Annotated in this window: 16 protein-coding genes; 11 read left to right on the forward strand and 5 right to left on the reverse strand. The window is 50.8% G+C overall.

Going from position 1 to position 21758, the window contains the following annotated elements; all coding sequences use genetic code 11:
* From H6B30_RS03010 to H6B30_RS03030, 5 genes are all read right to left on the reverse strand, one after another.
* A complete protein-coding gene (locus H6B30_RS03010) occupies positions 1-1176 on the reverse strand; it encodes an efflux RND transporter periplasmic adaptor subunit (protein ID WP_205107767.1) in 1176 nt (391 codons plus the stop codon).
* Positions 1177-1187: 11 nt separating this feature from the next.
* Positions 1188-2534 (reverse strand): TolC family protein, encoded by a 1347-nt coding sequence (locus H6B30_RS03015; RefSeq protein ID WP_205107769.1) that lies wholly within the window; start codon positions 2532-2534, stop codon positions 1188-1190.
* A gap of 134 nt (positions 2535-2668) precedes the next feature.
* Complete coding sequence (locus tag H6B30_RS03020) at positions 2669-3268, reverse strand: riboflavin synthase (RefSeq protein WP_205107771.1); 600 nt, start codon at positions 3266-3268, stop codon at positions 2669-2671.
* Positions 3269-4215: 947 nt separating this feature from the next.
* Positions 4216-5997: a 30S ribosomal protein S1 gene (gene rpsA / locus H6B30_RS03025; RefSeq protein WP_205107773.1), complete on the reverse strand. Its 1782-nt coding sequence runs from the start codon at positions 5995-5997 to the stop codon at positions 4216-4218.
* A gap of 164 nt (positions 5998-6161) precedes the next feature.
* Positions 6162-10583, reverse strand: a complete 4422-nt coding sequence (locus H6B30_RS03030) for a translocation/assembly module TamB domain-containing protein (RefSeq protein ID WP_205107775.1) — start codon at positions 10581-10583, stop codon at positions 6162-6164.
* Between the two features lie 693 nt (positions 10584-11276).
* On the opposite strand from H6B30_RS03030, the gene H6B30_RS03035 reads away from it, so the two are divergent.
* The 11 genes from H6B30_RS03035 (at position 11277) to H6B30_RS03085 (ending at position 21190) form a co-directional block, all read left to right on the forward strand.
* The gene (locus H6B30_RS03035) at positions 11277-12686 is read left to right on the forward strand and encodes an SLC13 family permease (RefSeq protein ID WP_205107777.1); all 1410 of its coding nucleotides are present in this window, start codon (positions 11277-11279) and stop codon (positions 12684-12686) included.
* Positions 12687-12719: 33 nt separating this feature from the next.
* Positions 12720-13697, forward strand: a complete 978-nt coding sequence (gene pfkA / locus H6B30_RS03040; RefSeq protein WP_205107779.1) for a 6-phosphofructokinase — start codon at positions 12720-12722, stop codon at positions 13695-13697.
* Positions 13698-13835: 138 nt separating this feature from the next.
* A complete protein-coding gene (gene atpD / locus H6B30_RS03045) occupies positions 13836-15365 on the forward strand; it encodes a F0F1 ATP synthase subunit beta (RefSeq protein ID WP_205107781.1) in 1530 nt (509 codons plus the stop codon).
* 15 nt (positions 15366-15380) lie between these two features.
* A complete protein-coding gene (gene atpC, locus H6B30_RS03050) occupies positions 15381-15626 on the forward strand; it encodes an ATP synthase F1 subunit epsilon (protein ID WP_205107783.1) in 246 nt (81 codons plus the stop codon).
* Positions 15627-15636: 10 nt separating this feature from the next.
* Positions 15637-16053: a hypothetical protein gene (locus H6B30_RS03055; protein WP_205107785.1), complete on the forward strand. Its 417-nt coding sequence runs from the start codon at positions 15637-15639 to the stop codon at positions 16051-16053.
* Between the two features lie 4 nt (positions 16054-16057).
* On the forward strand, positions 16058-17146 hold the full coding sequence (atpB, locus tag H6B30_RS03060; protein WP_205107787.1) for a F0F1 ATP synthase subunit A: 1089 nt from the start codon (positions 16058-16060) through the stop codon (positions 17144-17146).
* A gap of 47 nt (positions 17147-17193) precedes the next feature.
* Positions 17194-17436: an ATP synthase F0 subunit C gene (gene atpE, locus H6B30_RS03065; protein ID WP_205107789.1), complete on the forward strand. Its 243-nt coding sequence runs from the start codon at positions 17194-17196 to the stop codon at positions 17434-17436.
* Between the two features lie 44 nt (positions 17437-17480).
* Positions 17481-17987 (forward strand): F0F1 ATP synthase subunit B, encoded by a 507-nt coding sequence (gene atpF, locus H6B30_RS03070; protein ID WP_205107791.1) that lies wholly within the window; start codon positions 17481-17483, stop codon positions 17985-17987.
* Between the two features lie 3 nt (positions 17988-17990).
* The gene (locus tag H6B30_RS03075; protein WP_205107793.1) at positions 17991-18527 is read left to right on the forward strand and encodes a F0F1 ATP synthase subunit delta; all 537 of its coding nucleotides are present in this window, start codon (positions 17991-17993) and stop codon (positions 18525-18527) included.
* A gap of 101 nt (positions 18528-18628) precedes the next feature.
* Positions 18629-20218: a F0F1 ATP synthase subunit alpha gene (gene atpA / locus H6B30_RS03080; RefSeq protein WP_205107795.1), complete on the forward strand. Its 1590-nt coding sequence runs from the start codon at positions 18629-18631 to the stop codon at positions 20216-20218.
* 3 nt (positions 20219-20221) lie between these two features.
* Positions 20222-21190 (forward strand): F0F1 ATP synthase subunit gamma, encoded by a 969-nt coding sequence (locus H6B30_RS03085; RefSeq protein WP_205107797.1) that lies wholly within the window; start codon positions 20222-20224, stop codon positions 21188-21190.
* The last annotated feature ends 568 nt before the right edge of the window (positions 21191-21758 follow it).

A 21758-nucleotide genomic window follows, 5' to 3' on the forward strand; every position in this document is an offset into this window, starting at 1 on the left:
TTACTTCTTCTTGTCGTTCTTACGTGGTCCGGGGGCAAACGGCGACTGTTCCTGCTGTGGCTCAGCCGGGGTTTCGTCGGCGGTCTCGTTGATTACCGTAATCACATCCACACCGTTGGCTATGCCGCTGATTATTTCCGTGTGGGTGCCGTCAGACATTCCTGTCTGCACCGAGTGGGCTTTCAGGGTGTTGCCTTCCAGAGTCCACACCTTGTTTTTGCCGCTGCAGTCGGCCAGGGTGTATTTTCCGACAGTCTCTTTGGTTGGGTTGAAGCGCAGCGCTTTGCTCGGAACGCTCAGCACCCCCTGTTTTTCGGCTGTGTATACAGTGACATTTGCCGTTAGACCGGGTTTCAGCTTAAGGTCGGCATTGGGCGCGCTTATCACAACTTCGTAGGTGACAACGTTGTTCGTTGTGGTGGCTTCCTGTCTCACTTGCGTAACTTTGCCGTTGAAAGTGTCGTTAGGGTAGGCGTCGACGGTAAACGTTGCGCGCGCTCCTTCTTTCACGTCGCCAATGTCGGCTTCGTCTACATCAGCCACAACCCTCATGTCGGTGAGGTCTTGTGCGATGGTGAACAGCTCGGGGGTGCTGTAGCTTGCGGCCACCGTCTGGCCCTCTTCAACTTCCTTTGAGAGCACAATCCCGTCTATCGGCGATGTGATTGTGGCGTAGCCCAAGTCTGTTTCGGCCTTCTTCACCGTCTCTTTTGCCGTCGCCACGCTCTCTTTGGCCTGTACGAAGCTGAGCCGTGCGTTTTCATATTCATCGGCGCTGACCAGTCCTTTGTCATATAAAGCCTTGTATCTGTTGTAGTTTGATGTTTCGTAAGTGAGCTGGCTTTGTGCGCTCGACAGGTTGGCTTTGGCCGTGTTGAGCGAACTGATTAGGTTGGTCTTGTCCAATTCGGCAATCACCTGGCCCTTCTTGACCACCGTGTTGTAGTCTACGAATATTTTGCTTATTATTCCCGAAACCTGCGTTCCGACCGTTACCGAAGTCACCGGTTCGATGGTACCGGTGGCGGTCACGCTGTTTTGTATGTTAGCCGGCTCAACCTTGGCCGTTGCGAAAGTTATCTGACGCTCTTTTTTATTGCCTGACAAGAGCCAGATCACTATTGCCAACAGGATTATAACGCCTGCCCATATCCATATTTTGCTAATTTTCTTCATATATCTGTTCCTTATATGCTTAATGGTTCACCTTTGTAGAATTTAAGTAGTTGGCGGTCAAGTATAGTCATATACTTGCTTTCGAGCATGTCCTGCGTGGCGTTCATCAGGTTGGCCTTGCCGGTCATCAGTTCGACAATGTTCTTTAGCCCGAGGTTAAACTGCTCGCTGAGGAGTTCGTAGCTGGCCTGTTCGCTCTCTACACTGGCCTTGGCTGCCTTGAACTTCTGCTGGTTGGTATATGCGTCGACCCAAAAGCCTTCGATGGTGCTGTAGAGTTGCTTCTGCTTGTCCTTCAGGTCGAGCAGACTTTGCTCCCGTTGCAGCTTGGCTTTGTTAACAGCCGTCTTGGCGCTTCGGTTGTCGAGGATGGGAACGCTGAGCGTTGCTCCTACCGAGGCATCAAAGTTTGTCTGTATCTGCTTGCCCCATTTGTTTGAGTTCATTGACGTGCTGCTTGTGCCAACACTGCCAGACAGGCTGATGCTAGGAAGCCTGTCGGCCTTTGCCACGGCAATGTTCAGTTCGCTGCTTTGTATCGCCAGCTGGCTGTTTTTTATTTCCGGGCGAGTTGACAGGGCTGCCTCGTAGACAGAAGTGAGCGACGGTATCTCTTCAAGTGCATCGGCATCTGAAGCGGCAGGTATGTAGATGTCAAACTCTTCGCTGTCTGTTAGTTCTAGCAGTTGCTTTAACTGTAGTTTGTACTTTGCAATGTTGCTTTTGGCTTCCACTATGTTATAATTGTCTTGAGCAGTTTGTGATGTCAGCTGAGCGAGGTCGGCTTTCGACATTTTCCCCAGTTTTACCATTTCCCGGCCTTTGCTCTCATTTTTCAGGCTGGCTTCATAGCTCATCCTGTTGGCTTCGACGGCCTCATTCAGATAAAGTATCTGTACATACAGTTGTGCGATTTGTTCTTGGATACTGTTGGCTGTTTCAGCCAGGCTAAGTTCCGATTGTTGTGCAGCAAGCTTGTTCAGCTTCAGGTTGTTGCGGTTTTTGTTTCCGTTCCATACCGTCCAGTTGGCGTTGATGCCGTAGCTGCCGTTGTAGTATGTTTTGTTGACACTTGTGGCGACGGTACCGTTTGTGACAGTGCTTACGCCAGAGTTTACCCATGGTCTGTAGCCGACGGCATGGTTTGTAGAGAAGTTCAGCGTCGGCATTAGTTCCGACTTGGCTTGTTTAACATCTTCTTCAGCAGAGCGCTTCGACAGCTCCGATTGCTGTAGCGAGATGTTGTTGGCAATGGCGTAGTCGATGCACTCTTGCAATGTCCACTTTTTGGGTGGCCCGGCCATAGAGTAATCGGCGGCCATGACAACTGCCATGACAAACAAGATTCCTTTTTTCATATCCTTTTTCCATGTTATTTTGCGGTGCAAAAGTATGAATTATATCTCGGAGGTGAAAAAAAGATATATGTTTGTAGGCGGTTAGTAGAAATAAGCACCCGAATCTTCGATAAGATTCGGGTGCTTAACACTTATTAGAACTGATGCAGCCGGGCAATGTATTTGCCCAGTATGTCGAACTCAATGTTTACAACAGACCCTGGCTTTATGTCGCAGAAATTGGTGTGCTCAAGCGTATAAGGTATTATGGCAACCTGGAATGTGTTTGCGCCAGGGTTGCACACTGTCAGCGATACACCGTTTACTGTTACGCTGCCTTTGTCGACTGTAAAATAACCTTTGCGGGCCATCTCAGCGTTCTCGGGATACTCGAACGTGAAGTAGGTGCTGCCGTCGGCGTCTTCCATTGCGGTGCATACGGCGGTCTCGTCGACGTGGCCTTGCACGATGTGGCCGTCAAGGCGTCCGTTCATGAGCATTGAGCGCTCAACATTTACCTTGTCGCCGACTTTGAGCAGCCCGAGGTTGCTGCGCTCGAGCGTCTCTTTCATTGCCGTGACGGTATAAATGTCGCCGTCTATCTTGACTACTGTAAGGCATACGCCATTGTGAGCCACGCTTTGGTCAATCTTCAACTCATCCGTGAAGGAGCATTTCAGGGAGAAGTCTATATTCTCGCGATCCTTCTCGATTGCCACTATTGTCGCAAATTCTTCTATGATTCCGGAAAACATATAATTGATTGTGGTTATGGATGCAATAAAAATGGTCGTACCGATGATGTGATGAAAACTCCTATAACATAAGATTTGAGAGCTCTCCGCTTTTGTAATCCACCGGCATTTCTGCTACCCTGATGGGTATGTGGCCCGCCATTGGCAAGAGAAGTCATCTCGGTTTTCAATTTAATTTGATGAGTATCCCAATCTAACCGATACGACCTGTTGGATTCTCCTTTTCTTTGTGCAAAGATATGAAATTATTCTCATACTTTCATGCTTTAGGGCTGATTTTGTTTGTTAACGTTTGTAAAGGGCGTCAGGCGGCGTTGCCTTAATGCTGTGGCTTGATTGCGGCGACGGCCATCAGGTGTGTGGGCCGGCCCGTAGGCCTGGCTTTTCGCTGCGGCATTGCCTGAGTCTGTAAGGCCCTGTGTGCCAGGTGGTTTACGATATGGCTCGTTTCGCGTCGCAATATGGGCCGTTTTGCCGTGTGATATGGCATGTTTGGCAATGCAGAACCATAGTTGTCTTTCAGCGATGTGGTATGGGGCTTATCATTCAGGACTGTGCATTGTCTTGTTGCAAAGCTGTTTGTCGGCGGCAGATTGCCATGTCGTGCTGAGCCGGTATGGCTGCATTGGGCAGGATAGGGTGGGGGGTCGCTACTTTGTCTTCGTGATTCTTTTTCCATCTTTTGCATTTACAAGATGTCGGTTGCGGTTGGGATGCCCTTATTTGTTCAAGCTTCTGTTTGCCATAGCCGTGCTGGCGGCATATCCATAGGTGAGGGGCATCATTTCCCGGTTTAGGGCTGTAGCCGGCATTTGCGTCTGTGTTGCCCGGTCGAACGTTTGGAACTGGTGGGTCGGAGGTTTGGCTTAAACGTACAACGGGCGGAGCAATGCATGCTCCACCCGTTGTCTTTGTTATATGATGTCGATTAGGTGTGGTAAAGGAATTTATTCACCCTTCTCCATCTTCTCTTTCAGCTGTGCCAGCACATCGATATCGCCGAGTGTGGTAGCAGCGGGCTGGTTGTCTATCTTTATCGAATCCTCTTTGTCTTTCTTTACGCGGGCCTTCTTTGCAGCCTTCTTCTCCTCACGCTGTGCATCCTCGAATGTGCGGCTGTGAGACAAGATTATGCGCTTGCTGTCCTTGTTGAACTCGATAACCTTGAACGGAAGTTCCTCGCCGAGTGCAGCCTGTGTGCCGTCTTCCTTTACGAGGTGCTTCGGAGTTGCGAAGCCTTCAACACCCTTCTCGAGAGATATCACGTCACCCTTCTCGAGTGTCTCGATGATCTTGCCCTGGTGTATGCTGCCCACAGTGTATATTGTTTCAAACACATCCCATGGGTTGTCTTCCAGCTGTTTGTGGCCGAGGCTCAGGCGACGGTTCTCTTTGTCTATCTCAAGAACTACGACGTCGATGTCTGCACCAACCTGGGTGAACTCTGACGGATGCTTAACCTTCTTTGTCCAAGACAGGTCGCTGATGTGAATCAGGCCGTCAACACCTTCCTCAAGCTCAACAAATACGCCGAAGTTTGTGAAGTTGCGCACCTTTGCGGTGTGCTTGCTGCCGATAGGATACTTAACCTCGATGGTTTCCCATGGGTCTTCCTTGAGCTGCTTGATGCCAAGGCTCATCTTGCGCTCGTCGCGGTCGAGGGTCAGGATGACTGCCTCAACCTCGTCGCCTACCTTCAGGAACTCCTGGGCAGAGCGCAGGTGCTGGCTCCAAGACATCTCGGATACGTGGATAAGACCCTCTACACCGGGCTGTATCTCAACGAATGCACCGTAGTCGGCGATGACAACAACCTTGCCTTTCACGTGGTCGCCCACCTTCAGGTTCGGGTCGAGAGCATCCCATGGGTGCGGAGTGAGCTGCTTCAGACCGAGTGCTATGCGCTTCTTCTCGTCGTCGAAGTCAAGGATAACGACGTTGATTTTCTGGTCGAGCTCAACCACCTTGTGGGGATCGTCAACGCGGCCCCAAGACAGGTCTGTGATGTGGATGAGTCCGTCTACGCCACCAAGGTCGACGAATACGCCGTAGGTGGTGATGTTCTTGACAGTTCCCTCGAGGATCTGACCCTTCTCCAGCTTAGAGATAATCTCCTTCTTCTGGGCCTCAAGCTCTGCTTCGATGAGGGCCTTGTGGGAAACTACGACGTTGCGGAACTCCTGGTTGATTTTCACAACCTTGAATTCCATGGTCTTGCCAACGAACTGATCGTAGTCGCGTATGGGGTGAACGTCAATCTGGCTTCCAGGCAAGAATGCCTCGATACCGAACACGTCAACAATCATGCCACCCTTAGTGCGGCACTTGATGTAACCCTGAATGACTTCTTGATTGTCGAGTGCAGCGTTGACACGCTCCCAGCTCTTGCTCAGGCGGGCCTTCTTATGTGAAAGAATCAGCTGGCCTTTCTTGTCCTCCTGGTTCTCTACATACACTTCAACCTTGTCGCCTACCTTGAGATCAGGGTTGTAGCGGAATTCACTTGCGGGGATAATGCCGTCGCTCTTATAGCCGATGTTGACTATGACCTCTTTCTTGTCGATAGAGATAACGGTTCCCTCAACAACTTGGTGCTCGCTTACTTTGTTAAGTGTTTCATCGTAAGCCTTGTCAAGTTCTTCTTTGCTGACGTTGACATGTGCGCCATTTTCAAACTCCTCCCAATCGAAGTTGTCTAATGGCTTGACGTTTTTTGTTAAATCTGACATGTTAATATAAAAGTGGTAAATTAATAAAGTTAGACTTTATGTGAATTATTTTAAAATCGGATGCAAAGGTAATCTTTATTTATGAAACGTCATGATGCTTTGCCATTTACATTCCGCCGAATTATGTTTTTTTAAGGTTTGGGGGCCTCAATGGCCGGGTTTGGTCATTTCGTTTTGTCGGTTTGCTTCTTTTTCTTCTTTATATTGAATAGGTCTTTGAACCCGTCGAAGTCTTTCTTCATTATGATTCCAATTCCTTGAGTGTTGAGGCTGGACTTCGTAAAATACCTGTCGTTGGTCTGGTTGTATACCTTTATCGACAAGTTGCCGTTGGGTTTGAGCAGGTATCTTATGTCAAAGTCGCCGATGAAGCTGGTGTTTGCCGTGTTGGAATTGTCCCTGTAGCCGAACTGTCCGTTTATAAGCAGCCTGTTGTCAAGCAGTCTTCCGCTTAGCAAACCTTCGTATTCAGCGTTGTTCCAGCCTTCGTCGCCCGTAGATATGTTTGCCCCGAAGTTCCAGTTGTTGCTTTTTATTACAGAGTTGAGCACATTGTTTATTTGAGTCGAGATTGTTCCTGACAGCAGGCTTTGCATGGCCAGCGTAGTCTGGCTTTGCTGCCCTTCGTTTTGTTCGGCGGCATTGTTTTCCCGCTGTGGGTAGAAGCGTCCTATGCCAAGGAGGTAAATCACCTGCTGGTTCATTTCCTCTTCGCTGTTGATGATGCTTTTTATCATTTGCTTTTCGTCGCTGCTCACAGTCGGCATGTCGAGGTCGAACGTTATTACGGGGCGTTGCGGCTGTCCGCCGATGTTCATCTGGCAGTTGACACGGATGGTGTTGTTGGTGAAACTGTTGCCAACGTTGAGGTCGGACAGTGACACTCCGTTGACGGTATGCTCTGCCTGCAGGTTCAAGTCGGCGTGATAGGGGTTGCCTCTGAACGTGATGCTGCTGCCTTCGTTGAAGACAAAGTTCTTCTTAATTATGTCTTGGATGGTTATCCCGTATGTTCCATGCAGCACGGTATAAGTGCCGAACATGTTGAAACTGCCCTTGTTGTAGTATGACGCACGCAGGGTGCCGCTGCCGTTGAGGGTGATGTAGTCGTTGGTGCGGCTGTCCATGAGCAGCTTTATGGTCACGTCGGGAGTGCAGTTGAGCAAGAAGTTGAGGTGTGTGTCTGTGGGCGTGTCTTCCTCTTCTGCCGGTTGCGCCTCGTTGTCCTGCCCATTGTTGCCTTCGGCTTTGCCAGAGTCGTTCCATTTTATGAACCCTTGGTCGGCCACGGCGTCGGGGTTTGACACATTATAAGAGAATGTTGAGTTTTCCTTAGGGGTAATGTTGATGTCGATGTTCACCTCTCCTTTTCTGCCGTGTATGCCCACGTCGCCCGAGGCAAACACCGTTCCGCAGAACGTGTTGTCGCCAAATTCGCGGAAATCGTAGGCAAGCAGGTTGTCGGCCTTTACTCCGAGGTCGTATGACAAGTCTTTCAAGTACTTGTGGTGTAGCGCCCCGCTTACTATGCCTTTTTGGTTGTGGATGTCAAATATGGGGGCGTCGAGGAACCGGATTTCATTCGGTTCAAAAGCAATGGTGTCGTTGCGCAGGTAATACTTGCAATTGGTGGGAATCACGGTTGCCTCTCCGTTGACGGCAAGTTTACCCACGAGGTTGATTTGTTTCAGCGGGCCGATAACCCTCACGCTGCCTTGCGCCTGTCCGCTCACGTTGCCCAAGAAACTCTCTGTGAACGATTCCACAAAGTCGATGTGTGTGCCTGCGGCGCTTATGCCGAGGTCGATGTAGTTTCTTGACGGCGATACATAGCCATTGATATACGTCATTGCGTCAGGGCCGTCGTTGGCAATGGCGTTTATGTCTATTTGCTTTTCTTGGTTGTTCCAGTCGACCATGGCGTTGAGCACACCCATACGACCTTCCTCAAACTTGAAGTTGTCGACTGCGATGGTGCCTTTGGCTGCCGGGTTGCCGAACAGTCCCATTACGTAAGCGCGCCCGCTGGCCTGTCCGCTGAACTCTACGGCGTGGAAATTGACAAGGTCGAGCACATAGCCAATGTCGATGCCGCTCAGGTCGACGGCCAGTGAGTCTTGCGCGTTAGGCGTGGCCTTGCCGTTGATGATTATGTGCTGGCCGCCGTGCTTGATGGCGAAGCCGGCCACCTCGATGTTGTTTTTGGAGTAAGTGATGCTCGACGGGAGCACGTTCCACACCACGTCGTTGATGTTTATGTGTGAAGGCTGAACGTTGATTGCTGCGATTTGTTTGCCGTCCTGCGCACGGTAGAACTGTGAGACGGCATTGAACCTGCCGCTGAACTTGTCGGTTGCTGTGTCGTTCCAGGTAAACGATGTGGCCAGGTTGTTGTTGATGGCCCTGCCTTCCAGTTGCATTGCCATTTTCCCGCCCTTTCCCGAGAGCCGGGTAACGCCTACGTTGCACACCAGAGTGTCGTTTTGCGACTTGATGACAATGGCCCCGTCTGAGTACCCAGTGTCGTTGTAGCTGAACGAGCCGACGTTGCAATCAAGTGAAATGTCTCTTTTCTCATCGTCCACTTTGGCGTGCAGGTTTATGGGTTTGTTGATGTGCAGCGGTATGCCAAGCAGCTTTTCCATCCACACTGTGCTCCATACCTCGGCCCTGATGAGGAAGTCGTTGGCTGCGGTGTGCTTAGTCTTTGGTAGCCCCGGCAGCGTTGGCAGTTTCTCGCCAATGAAGTTTGTGAAGCTTTGCGCCAAGGTGCTGTATTCAAACTTGCCTGTAAGGTTGGCCCGGCCGAAGTCGCTGTCCAATGCCAGGTAGTGGGTGTCGGCATTGAATCCGGACGTCACGCTGGCCCGTTGCATGGCGAAGGTGTCGGTTGGTGACACCATTTTCAGTCCGTTTACCACAATGTTGCCTTTCGCGTCGTTTAGTCCGCTTGCCTTGAAGTCTGCGTTCACGCCTGCCATGAAGCTCGATTCGCCCCATTTGTCGGTCATGTTTAGGGCTTTGGGGCACAGCCTGTTTATTGTGGCAGATATTTTTATGTCGGTCTGCCCGGCTGTTTTGTCAAGATAGCCTTCGACGGCCAGGTTCGCATTGTCGTCGTCGATGCTCAGCAGCCCCGACAGCTTCTTTCCTACGGATGTTCCGTCTACAGATATCTTGCTGTATTCGTAGCCGTTATAGTCAAGTTTGTCTATCGTTCCTTTAATCGACAACGAAGGTGCCGCCTTGTCCTTAATGCTGCCCCTGAGGTCTACGTGAGCCGACACGTCGCCCAGTTTTTCGTTGCCGGTGGCCTGCTTTAGGTCAAACCCGTCGGTAGCTATGCTCCCTTTGACGTTTCTGTCTCTTGACATGGCGAAGAACATGTCGGCGTGGCCGGCGGCTGTCTGCATTTGGCATGTCGTGGTCAACTCGTTGTTCCTTGTGGCCGCGGCAACGCCCCTGAAGCTGATGTCACCAAGGCGGGCGGCAGGCTTTATTATCGATGAGTCTTTTATTCCGGCTATGCCCATCATGGTGGCCACGACCTCTTGCGACACTTCCAGTTCTTTTATGGCCGCGTTCCAGAGCGGGCGGGCTTCCCAATTCCTTATCCACCCGTTGGCGTTCAGCACAATGCTTCCGCCTGTCGACTTGAGCAATATGTGCGGAACGCGCAGATTGGTGCTTGTGCCGTGGAAGTTTGTGCTCAACGAAATTGACTCGTCGAGTTTCTTCAGCTGCGGAACAAAGCATGCAAAGTCGGCCGGGGTCACTTGCGACTCAACTATGCTTCCCGCATATTGCAGGGTGGCCATTTGGGGCTTTCCGTCTACGGTGCGGTAAGTGGCGGTCAGCGAGTCCATACCGAAGTTGGTGCGGGGCAGCTCGACGTGAACGTCGCTAAGCAGGCAACGGCTTTTCCCGGCTGCCAGCTTTAGCGAGAGCCTGTTCACTTTCAGGCCCGACTGTTCCTTAAGGGCAATTCGCTTTACGTTCACGTTAAGGCTGTCTTCGTTGAGGGCCTTGAGTATGATATGGGCGCTTATGTCGGTAACCCTCAGGTGGTTAGCGTTGAATTTGCCGGGTGTCGGGGCAATGTCATACCTGTCGTAAGCCACGCTGCTGTGCCGCATGATGAACGAGTTGACCCTTAGGTCGAGGCTGCTGTGCCGGGTTGTGTCCTTTGATGCGAGCGAGTCGAGGGCAAACTGGTAGTTGGGCTTGGCCCCGGCCGACGCTTTGTATAATTTCAGGTGGGTGCCGAAGGCCTGGGCCGACGATATGGATATGCGGCCTTCGGCCAGCGGGGCAATGTCGACCTTGGCTGTCAGTCGGGCTGCCTTCAGCATTTCTTTGCCACGCTGGTCAAGTATGAGCACGTCGTCGATTATAATTCGGTTGAACAATCCGAGGTCTACCCGGCCGACAGAAACGCGAGTGCCGAGCTTGTCGGAAATGGCTTGCGCCACCTGTGAGCCGAGGAACGACTGAACCCCAGACAGCTGCAGGAGCACAATTGTTGAAAAGTACAGGCCTATCAGGGCCCATACCACAAAGCGTACTATGTGTTTAAATGCTTTCAACCAATATATTCCCGTAAATAGGATGACAATGTTTGCGTTATCGCTAATTAGACACAAAGGTACACATAATTATTATATTACAAGTGATTTTGCGATGTTTTTTGGTTTTTTACGTGCTTTTGGCTTGTGTGGCGCTTGCTCCGTTAGGCATTGAGGTGGCGTAGGGCAGCATTGGGCATGACCGGGCCATTGACGTATTGGCCGTGTGCCAAATGACGTTTTTTACCATTTGTTCTTTTAGTTTATATAACACGCAATAATAGTTTGGATGACAGTGTGTTACAACGGCGTTGGCGTTTGTTTGTGAAACGGGTCGTTTTACGATGCAAAACAGCCCGTATTGCGTTGCAAAATGTGCCGTATGGCAGTGTGAAACGGCCTGTTTGGCGCAACAGCCCTGTTTTTGTGGCGGCATGCTCCCGTGGCGGCCTTGTGCAGCCGGCCCGCAGTCGGTAGGCGCGCAGTGCCTTTCAGGCCCATCGGCCTGTGCTCCGTTGGCAGCGTGTGGCAACGATTGCTTGCACTCGCCTCGGGCCCGGTATGCTGCCTCCGTCGGCATCTGTTTGCGCTTCCCGGAGGAACATTTGTGTGTCTATGAGGTTAAAAACACGTTAAACCTGTCAATTTTTCTTTATCTCGATTCAAGAATTTGGATAAAGATTGCTACCTTTGTAGCGTTTATATTAGAACTTCATGACATTGGTAATTGTACTGTTATTGCTTCTGGGCTGTCTGCTGATAGCCACGTCTCACTTGACAAAAGTGAACAAAGCTGCCATTGCCGTGTTTGTAGGAACGGTGGGGTGGGTGCTATACATTTGCTATGGCACCGACTTTGTCATGAGCCAGCATCCTCACGAGTACATGGAGTTCCTCGCAGGCGAAAGCCCTTCGAGCAAGGCTGTGAAGCATTTCATCTGCGACAACATCTTCCTTAAGTATGTGGGCAAGGCAGCTGCGATAGTGCTTTTCCTGCTCGCAACGATGTCAATCATTGAAATATTGAACAACAACGGCTGCTTTGACTTCGTGAGCGAGTGGATACGCACCCGGAACAGCAAGCGGTTGCTGTGGAGCATAACGCTGGCCACATTCATCATCTCTGCCAACCTCGACAACCTGACCACCACGACCATGATGCTTACGATAATGCACAACATCGTCCAGAGCCGGAGGCAGCGCATGGTGATAGGTTGCGCAATTGTGCTGGCGGCCAACGCCGGAGGGTGCTTCACCGTCATCGGCGACCCGGCGGGCATAATCCTGTGGGACAACGGCGCCGTGACGGCCACCAATTTCTCGGCGTTCCTTGCTCTGCCGGCCGTAGTGGCGTGGGTGGTGCCCACGCTCATGCTGGGCAGGAGCCTGCCCGAGAGGCTCGATGCAGAGTGGCCTGCAGCCCCGTATAGGGGCGACGACACCAACCTGAACCGTTGGCAGCGCATCGTGATGCTGATTGTCGGGATAGGCGGGCTGTGGTTCATCCCGACCTTCCACAACATAACCAAGCTCAGTCCTTTCCTCGGGGCGCTGTGCGTTTTGTCGGTGCTTTGGGTGGTGAACGAGATATTCAACCACAAGCTCATGAACGCCGACCAAATGATTCTGCGCAAGGTGCCGCGCACATTGCAGTATGGCAGCATACAGCTCATGCTGTTTGTCATGGGCGTGATGCTGGCCATGGGAGCTGTGCAGGAGACCGGCATACTGGGCATGGCGTCGGAATGGATAGACTACAACATACACAACATTTGGGCTCTTGGGGCATTTGCCGGCTTGCTCAGCGGAATATTTGACGCTTTCACCGTGATGATGACAGGGCTGTCGATGTATCCTATAGTCGAGACTTGGCAGTTGAACATGTGGGTCGACGCCGACTACATGGCCAATTTCGTGCAGAACGGAGCTTTCTGGAAGGTGCTGGCATTCTCTACCGCCGTGGGGGGCTGCCTGCTCTGCTTCACAAACCCCAGCGGCCTGGCGCTGATGAAGATGGAGCGAATGCGCGTGGGGTGGTACTTGAAAAACTGCACAGGGAGCGTGTTTGTGGGGTGGCTGCTCGGCCTTGCCGTGTTGTGGTTGGAATATTACTTGATATATTGAGAGATTATAACGAAAATTTAAGGTATAAAGATTATGGGTAAAATAAAGACAATTGGTGTGCTCACCTCTGGCGGTGATGCCCCGGGAATGAATGCGGCTATACGTGCCGTGACGCGTGCCGGCATCTGCAACGGCTTCAACATCAAGGGAATCTACCGCGGATTCGACGGACTGATCAACGACGAAGTGAAGCCTTTCACGACTGAAAACGTGAGCGGAATCATCATGCAGGGCGGTACGATACTGAAGACCGCGCGCAGCAAGGAGTTCATGACGCCCGAAGGGCGCCAGAAGGCTTACGAGACGCTGGTGAAGGAAGAGATAGACGCCCTTGTTGTCATAGGCGGCAACGGGTCTCTGACCGGAGCCCGCGACTTTGCATCGGAGTTTGATTTCTGCTGCATCGGCCTGCCGGGAACGATAGACAACGACCTCTACGGCACAGATTCAACCATAGGATATGACACGACAATGAACACAATCGTGGAGTGTGTCGACCGCATACGCGACACGGCGCAGAGCCACGAGCGCATTTTCTTTGTCGAGGTAATGGGGCGCGACGCCGGTTTCCTCGCCCAGAACAGTGCAATTGCTTCGGGTGCCGAGGCAGCCATAATACCAGAAGACTCAACAGACGTCGACCAGTTGGCGCGTTTCATGGAGCGTGGCATAAGGAAATCGAAGAAGAGCTGCATTGTGATTGTGTCGGAAAGCCCGAAGTGTGGAGCCTTGTATTACGCCGAGCGTGTGCGCAACGAGTTCCCCAACTACGATGTGCGTGTGTCAATCCTCGGGCACTTGCAGCGCGGAGGAAGACCTTCGGCGCACGACAGGATATTGGCAAGCCGTACGGGTGTGGGAGCCATCGAGGCCATAATGCAGGGGCAGCGGAACGTGATGATTGGTGTGCGCAACAACGAAGTGGTTTACGTACCGTTCAGCGACGCCATCAGAACCGACAAACCGCTCGACATGAAACTGATAAAAGTGCTTGACGAACTTAGTATCTAAAGAGCCTAAGAAATGTTATATATTTCTGTATTTTAGATATATTAAGGAAGAAAACGCCAAAACAGGATTCGGTTTCTGACAAATTTGTTACCTTTGCAGTATATAATTAAACGGAGAAACTTAAAATAATAAACGATTATGGCACAAATTATAGGGCGCATCTCGCAGGTAATCGGGCCGGTTATCGATGTCTATTTCGATACCAACGGCCAGGATGCTGAAAAGGTGTTGCCGAAGATTCATGAGGCATTGACCATCACCAGGCCAGACAAACGCACTCTGGTCGTTGAGGTTCAGCAGCATATCGGTGAGGACACCGTTAGATGTGTGGCTATGGACAACACTGATGGCTTGCAGAGAGGGCTTGAAGCCGTTCCCACAGGGGCGCCTATCAGGATGCCGGCCGGCGAACAGATCAAGGGGCGTATGATGAACGTAATCGGCCAGCCCATCGACGGCATGGCTCCGTTGAGCATGGAAGGGTCTTATCCCATCCACCGTGAGCCGCCTAAGTTCGAGGATTTGTCGACGCACAAGGAGATGCTTGCCACGGGCATAAAGGTGATCGACCTGCTCGAACCCTACATGAAGGGTGGCAAGATTGGCTTGTTCGGAGGTGCCGGCGTGGGCAAGACGGTGCTCATCATGGAGCTTATCAACAACATTGCCAAGGGCCATAGCGGCTATTCTGTGTTTGCCGGTGTGGGCGAGCGTACGCGTGAGGGCAATGACCTTATCCGCGATATGATTGAGTCGGGTGTTATCCGCTATGGCGACAAGTTCAGGAAAGCCATGGAGGAGGGCAAGTGGGATTTGTCACTTGTCGACCCTGAAGAACTGAAGAAGTCGCAGGCTACCCTTGTTTACGGGCAGATGAATGAGCCGCCCGGAGCACGTTCGTCGGTTGCGCTGTCGGGATTGACCGTTGCCGAGGAGTTCCGTGACCACGGAGGCAAGGACGGCGAGGCTGCAGACATAATGTTCTTCATCGACAATATCTTCCGTTTCACACAGGCAGGATCTGAGGTTTCGGCATTGCTGGGCCGTATGCCTTCGGCCGTGGGATACCAGCCTACACTTGCAAGTGAGATGGGTGCCATGCAGGAACGAATCACGTCGACAAAGAAGGGGTCTATCACTTCGGTGCAGGCTGTATACGTCCCGGCCGACGACCTTACCGACCCGGCTCCGGCAACAACGTTCACTCACCTTGACGCAACAACGGAGTTGAGCCGCAAGATTGCCGAGCTTGGCATTTATCCGGCCGTCGACCCGCTGGGAAGTACATCGCGAATACTCGACCCGCTCATTGTCGGCAAGGAGCATTATGAATGCGCCCAGCGCGTGAAGGAGATTCTCCAGAGGTATAAGGAGTTGCAGGATATCATTGCAATCCTTGGCATGGACGAGCTCTCCGACGAAGACAAGCAGACCGTTAACCGTGCGCGTAGGGTTCAGCGATTCCTGTCGCAACCGTTTGCCGTTGCCGAACAGTTCACTGGCCTTCCCGGTGTCATGGTTTCGATCGAAGATACCATAAAGGGCTTTAATGCCATACTCGATGGCGAGGTCGACGACCTGCCGGAGCAGGCTTTCCTCAATGTCGGCACAATAGATGATGCCATAGCCAAAGGAAAGCGGCTCATGGAAGCTGCAAAAGGAAATTAACGTAGTGGAGGTGACATGAGTTTGAAACTTAAGATTGTTTCTCCCGAGCGGATTGAATATAGTGGCGAGGTTACAAGCGTGCTTGTCCCTGGAACAATGGGTAGCTTCGAGATACTCAATGACCATGCACCTATAATTTCATCACTGCAGCCCGGGGTTGTGGAATATGCCACTGCCGACGGCAAAGTGCAGCTTACCATTAAGGGAGGTTTCGTTGAGGTGCAGAAAAACGAGGTGAGTCTTTGTGTGGAAATCAATTGACACAGGTTATATGGACAGGAAGTTGATAGAACAAATAGGCCGTAAATACAACAAGTTCTGTTTGTGGGTAATAGCTGGGGCGACATTGATAGCTTTGTTGGCAATCAACATCTGCAATGCAAACCAGTTTGTCAACCCGTTGGCTATCAGCGTTCTCTATGCCTTGGCCTCAAGCGTTGCCTATGGGTTTGGCTGGAGGTCGGTGGCTGGAACGTCTCCGGCTACGCTTAGCAAGTTCTACTTGGTGGCATCTGCCTTACGCATGTTGCTGGCGTTGATGGTCGCCGTGGTGTTCTGTGTCGTAAGCCGTGACAGGGAGTCCATTATCAACTTCATCATAGTTTTCGCTGCATTCTACGTAGTGATGTTGATTTTTGACGGGGTGTTTTTCGCCCGTCTGGAAAGAAAATTAAATCAAAAGATTTGAGTTTATGAGGTATTTCAGACATTTGCTTTGCGTCGTTGCTTTCATGTTTGCCTGCATATCGGCAAATGCGGTAGGGCATGGCACAGACGAAAACGGAAGCATTGATTTGCAAGGCATTCTGTTCGGGCATATCCAGGATTCGTATGAATGGCACATAACCACGGTAAATGGGCATCCGGTTGTTTTGCATCTGCCTGTCATAGTGAAGAGTTCCACCGGGTGGCATGTGTTTTCCAGTGGTGAGTTTTCCGAGGAGGCCGATGCCGCAGGCAACCGTCCGGGCCCCTATGGGCTATACATTTCGGGGAGCGAAGCCAATGCAAACAAGATTTGTGAGAAGGTGGACGGAGCTGAAGTCAGGCCTTTCGACATCTCAATCACAAAGACTGTGGCGGTGTTGTTCATCGATGCCATTTTGCTCCTGCTGTGCGTGCTCATCCCGGCCAGGTGGTGCAAGAGGCATCGTCCGGAGGATCCCGCGCCCAAAGGTTTTACCGGTCTGATGACAATGTTTATAATGTATATATATGACGAAGTAATCAAGGCGTCCTTGGGCAAGGAGGCCGACAAGTACGCGCCGTATCTGCTGACTTGCTTCTTCTTCATATTCATAGCCAATATTATGGGAGTCGTTCCGTTCCCACCGGGTGGTGGCAACCTGACGGGCAACATTACGTGTACCTTCTTTTTGGCTTTGTGTACGTTCATCATTACAAATGTTACCGGTACAAAGGCTTATTGGAAAGACATCTTCTGGCCGGAAGTGCCCACGTGGCTAAAGGTTCCTGTGCCGCTCATGCCTTTCATTGAGTTTTTCAGCATATTCACAAAGCCGTTGGCGCTGATGATTCGACTCTTTGCAAACATGATGGCGGGTCACGCAATAGCATTGTCGTTGTCATGCATCATCTTCATCATGTTTGGCATCAATGCTGTGGCAGGAGCTTCAATGACAGTTGTGAGTGTGCTCATGAGCGTGTTCATGATGCTGCTGGAGGTGTTGGTGTGTTTCATCCAGGCCTTGGTGTTCACCATGCTCAGTGCCGTGTTCTTCTCATTGGCCCACGTCCACGGCCATGCCGTTAAGGAATAAGATAGTAATTTAAACAGAATAATAAAACAACATTAAAATTTAAGATTATGATTTCATTATTATTGGCAGCAGATGCTGTAGCAAAATTAGGTGCCGCCGTTGGCGGAGGTTTGGCTGCAATCGGTGCAGGCATTGGTATTGGTAAGATTGGCGGACAGGCCATGGATGCCATGGCGCGCCAGCCGGAGAAGATGGGCGATCTGCGTTCGTCAATGATTATCGCTGCTGCCCTTGTCGAGGGTGTGGCTTTCTTTGCTGTCATCATAGCTCTGCTTGCTCTGTTTGTATAGCCAATACGGAGATTGTTTTTAAGCAATAGAAATCAGAACAGCTTATGTCATTGATAACACCTGATTTTGGTTTGTTGTTCTGGATGGCTGTTGTCTTCCTGATTGTGCTGGGCATCCTGTGGAGATTCGGGTTCCCGGTCATAGTGAAGATGGTGAACGACCGTAAGGACTATATCGACGATAGCCTGCGGAAAGCTCACGAAGCCAACGAGCGGCTGGCCAATATCAAAATCGAAAGTGAATCCATTCTGCAGGAAGCAAGGGAGAAGCAGGCCCTGATATTGAAGGAGGCTGCTACCACCCGCGATGCCATTGTGGAAAAGGCACAAGACAAAGCTCGCGAAGAAAGCAACCGGCTTATAGCTGAAGCCAAGGCAGAAATCGAGGCTCAGAAGCAGGCTGCAATAAGCGACATACGTGCCCAGGTGGCCGAGCTGTCTGTCAAAGTGGCCGAGAAAATACTCCGCAAGGAGCTCGGCGACAGCGGCAAGCAAATGGATTTGATTGACAGATTGCTGGATGAAGTTTCTTCTTCTGATAAAAAACAATAAGTTATGGATATAGGAGTAATATCGGTAAGGTATGCGCGTGCCCTGCTTAAAGGGAGCTGCGACGCAAAAATCGAAGACAAGGTATACCTTGAGATGCAGCTCTTGGCAAAGAGTTACATTGAGGTGCCACGGTTGAGGTTTACTATAGACAATCCGATGATCTCTAAAGCCAATAAGGAGTCGCTTCTTGTTGCAGCTGTCGGCGGTGCCCCATGTGAGCTGACAAAGGCATTTTTCCGCCTTGTCTTGAAGGAGGACCGCGAGAGCGTCATTCAATTCATGGCTAATTCGTATATCACTCTATATAGGAAACAGAAGAACATCATCCGTGGTAAGCTTACCACTGCGGCTGCGGTGTCGCCCGTTACGGAGCGTCGCCTGCAGCAGATGGTGGAGGATAAGACTAATGGAACTGTGGAGTTTGAGACAGAGGTGAATCCAGATATCATCGGGGGCTTTGTGCTTGAGTACGATACCTTCCGTATGGATGCAAGCGTTAAGACGAAGCTGAAGTCTATACTGTCACAGCTTAAAATGTGATTATTTTGCAAGGCGGGGGCAAATGTCTGCCGTGTCATGTCTTCACTACTGCGTGATAAGGGTTGGCTTGTTCCTTGCAATGCGTTAAGTGTAAAATGATTATGTCAGATAAAATAAAACCAAGTGAAGTGTCCCAAGTGCTCCTCGAACAGCTGGAGGGCATCAGTGGCGGCGAGCAGTTTGATGAGGTCGGTTCTGTGCTTCAGGTCAGCGATGGCGTAGCCAGAATCTACGGTCTCCGTAATGCTGAAGCCAGTGAGCTGCTGGAATTCGAGAATGGCACCATGGGCATTGTGATGAACCTGGAGGAAGACAACGTTGGTTGTGTGCTTTTGGGTACCACTTCGGGGATTAAGGAAGGCATGATTGTTAAGCGTACAAAGCGAATAGCGTCGATACGCGTTAACGACAATATGCTCGGCCGTGTCATCAACCCGCTGGGTGAGGCCATAGACGGCAAGGGCAGCATCGACCTTACCGGTGCTTTTGAGATGCCATTGGACAGAAAAGCCCCAGGAGTGATATACCGTCAGCCGGTGAAAGAGCCGCTTCAGACAGGTTTGAAGGCTGTCGACTCGATGATTCCTATCGGCCGTGGGCAGCGCGAGCTTATCATTGGCGACCGCCAGACCGGCAAGACAGCCATCGCTGTTGATACAATCATCAACCAGAAGAGCTTTTACGAGGCTGGAAAACCAGTTTATTGCATTTATGTGGCCATAGGCCAGAAGGCATCGACTGTTGCCGCTCTCGTACAGAATCTTAAGGAGCATGGTGCTCTTCCATACACCATAGTGGTTTCTGCCACGGCAGCCGATCCGGCTGCCATGCAGTATTACGCACCTTTTGCAGGTGCTGCCATCGGTGAATATTTCCGCGACAGAGGCTATTCGGCATTGGTAGTATACGACGACCTGTCAAAGCAGGCTGTGGCATATCGTGAGGTTTCATTGATTCTGCGCCGTCCGTCAGGGCGCGAGGCATATCCCGGCGACGTGTTCTATCTGCACAGCCGTCTGCTGGAGCGTGCCGCGCGAATCAACGACCAGCAAGAAGTTGCCGAGCAGATGAACGACCTGCCTGAGTGCATGAAGGGCCATGTGCGTGGTGGAGGTTCGCTTACTGCCCTTCCAATCATCGAGACACAGGCCGGTGACGTGTCTGCTTACATACCGACGAATGTGATATCCATCACAGACGGACAGATTTACCTTGAGACCGACTTGTTCAACCAAGGCTTCCGTCCCGCCATCAACGTTGGTATATCAGTGTCTCGTGTAGGTGGTTCCGCACAAATCAAGAGTATGAAGAAAGTGGCCGGTACGTTGAAGATTGACCAGGCCCAGTACCGTGAGCTCGAGAGTTTCTCTAAGTTCTCAAGCGACATGGACGCCGTTACGGCTATGACCCTTGACCGTGGGCGCAAGAACAACCAGTTGCTCATTCAGCCCCAGTACAGCCCGATGCCTGTAGGTGAGCAGGTGGCAATACTGTATTGCGGTACACACGGACTGATGCACGATGTTCCGGTAGAGAAAGTGCGTGAGTGCCAGGATGCTTTCCTTGACAAGTTGCGCTCAACCCACCCCGAGGTCATTGAAACATTGGGTAGCGGAAAGATCGACGACAGCATGACCGCAGTCATCGAGTCTGTCATGGCAGACATTGCAGGACAGTATAAAAATCAGTAGCCTATGCCTTCACTGAAAGAGATTAAGACCCGGATTGCTTCAGTCAACAGCACGCGCAAGATAACAAGTGCCATGAAGATGGTTGCTTCGTCTAAGTTGCATCATGCGCAGGTGATGATTGAGAACATGCTACCCTACGAGACTCTGTTGGAGCATATACTCAAGACATTCCTTGCCTCAGAGGCTGATGCCAACAGTGTGTTTACCGTGGAGCGTAAAGTCAAGCGGGTGGCTCTTGTGGTATACTCGTCGAACAGCAGCCTGTGTGGTGGCTTCAATGCCAATGTAATCAAGCTGATGCAGCAGGTTGTTGACGAGTATAGGCATTTAGGTTTGGACAATATAGTGGTCTATCCCATAGGGCGTAAGGTAGCGGAAAAGAGTGTCAAGCTTGGCCTGAAGACTGAGGGCGACTATTCGCTGCTTGCCGACAAGCCCAACGTGAAAGACTGCATCAAATTGTCACAAGAACTCGGAAAGAGGTTTGTTGACGGCGATATTGACAAGGTGGAATTGATTTATCACCATTTCAAGAGTGCCGGTTCACAAATACTTACCCGCAAGACATATCTTCCGATAGACCTGTCTACAGAGTTGAACCGTGATCATGAGCGCGATTTGTCATCTAATGTAGTGACAAAAAAGGCACAGGAGTATTTGCGCAAGAAAGGCAATGCTTCAGGAAGTTCTGTTTCAGAGCAAGCCAAACCGCTCAATGATAACTTCATCGTAGAGCCGGACATGGATACCATATTGACAGAATTGATTCCGAAGCTGGCTCATCTGATGCTTTATACAGCTTTGTTAGACAGCAATGCCAGTGAGCATGCAGCACGAATGGTGGCCATGCAGACGGCGACAGACAATGCTGACGAGTTGCTTCGCGAACTCAATCTGCAATATAACAAGAGCAGACAGCAAGCAATTACAAACGAATTGCTGGACATCGTCGGGGGAACGGTTAACAATTAGCATAAAAAGGGAGTCTCAAGAGAGATTCCCTTTTTGCTTTTCTATAATCCTGTGCTATTGTTTCTGAGGCCAGCCTTTTGTTTTCTTCATGTGACCATAGAATGCAAGAGCTGATTTGCCGTAGCAGGATGAATAGTCTATTTCCATGTTTATGTATTTTTATTATCATATAATCAGCAAGGGGTAACAATCGGGGCAAAATCGCTCATTATCTTGCAAAGCATTTGTTTCGACAGTTGCGTTATGCTCATGAATCTCTCACTGCCTTATCGGGACTTCTTGCTTTGCATTTAGTCTCTTTGTTGCCAGATGCGCTTTCGGTGAAGCCTACTGTCTGTCTTTGCGTCGACAAGACTTTATTGTTCTATGGCTGAGCTCTGCTGTTTCGTAAAATGTGGGTGTGCCATTGTTGTTATTGCGCATGAATTGTATGGTAAGAATATGTTACAATGTCTATTGTTGGGTTGGTTCAGGACTGTTTTAGCCTTCGATTTGGGCGTTTTGAGCCAACGAAACAGCTCGTTTGATGGGCCGGAACGATAGTTCTTGAAACCCAGTGGGCCTGCTG

Source organism: Marseilla massiliensis (genome assembly GCF_016899955.1).
Lineage (GTDB): Bacteria > Bacteroidota > Bacteroidia > Bacteroidales > Bacteroidaceae > Prevotella > Prevotella intestinigallinarum.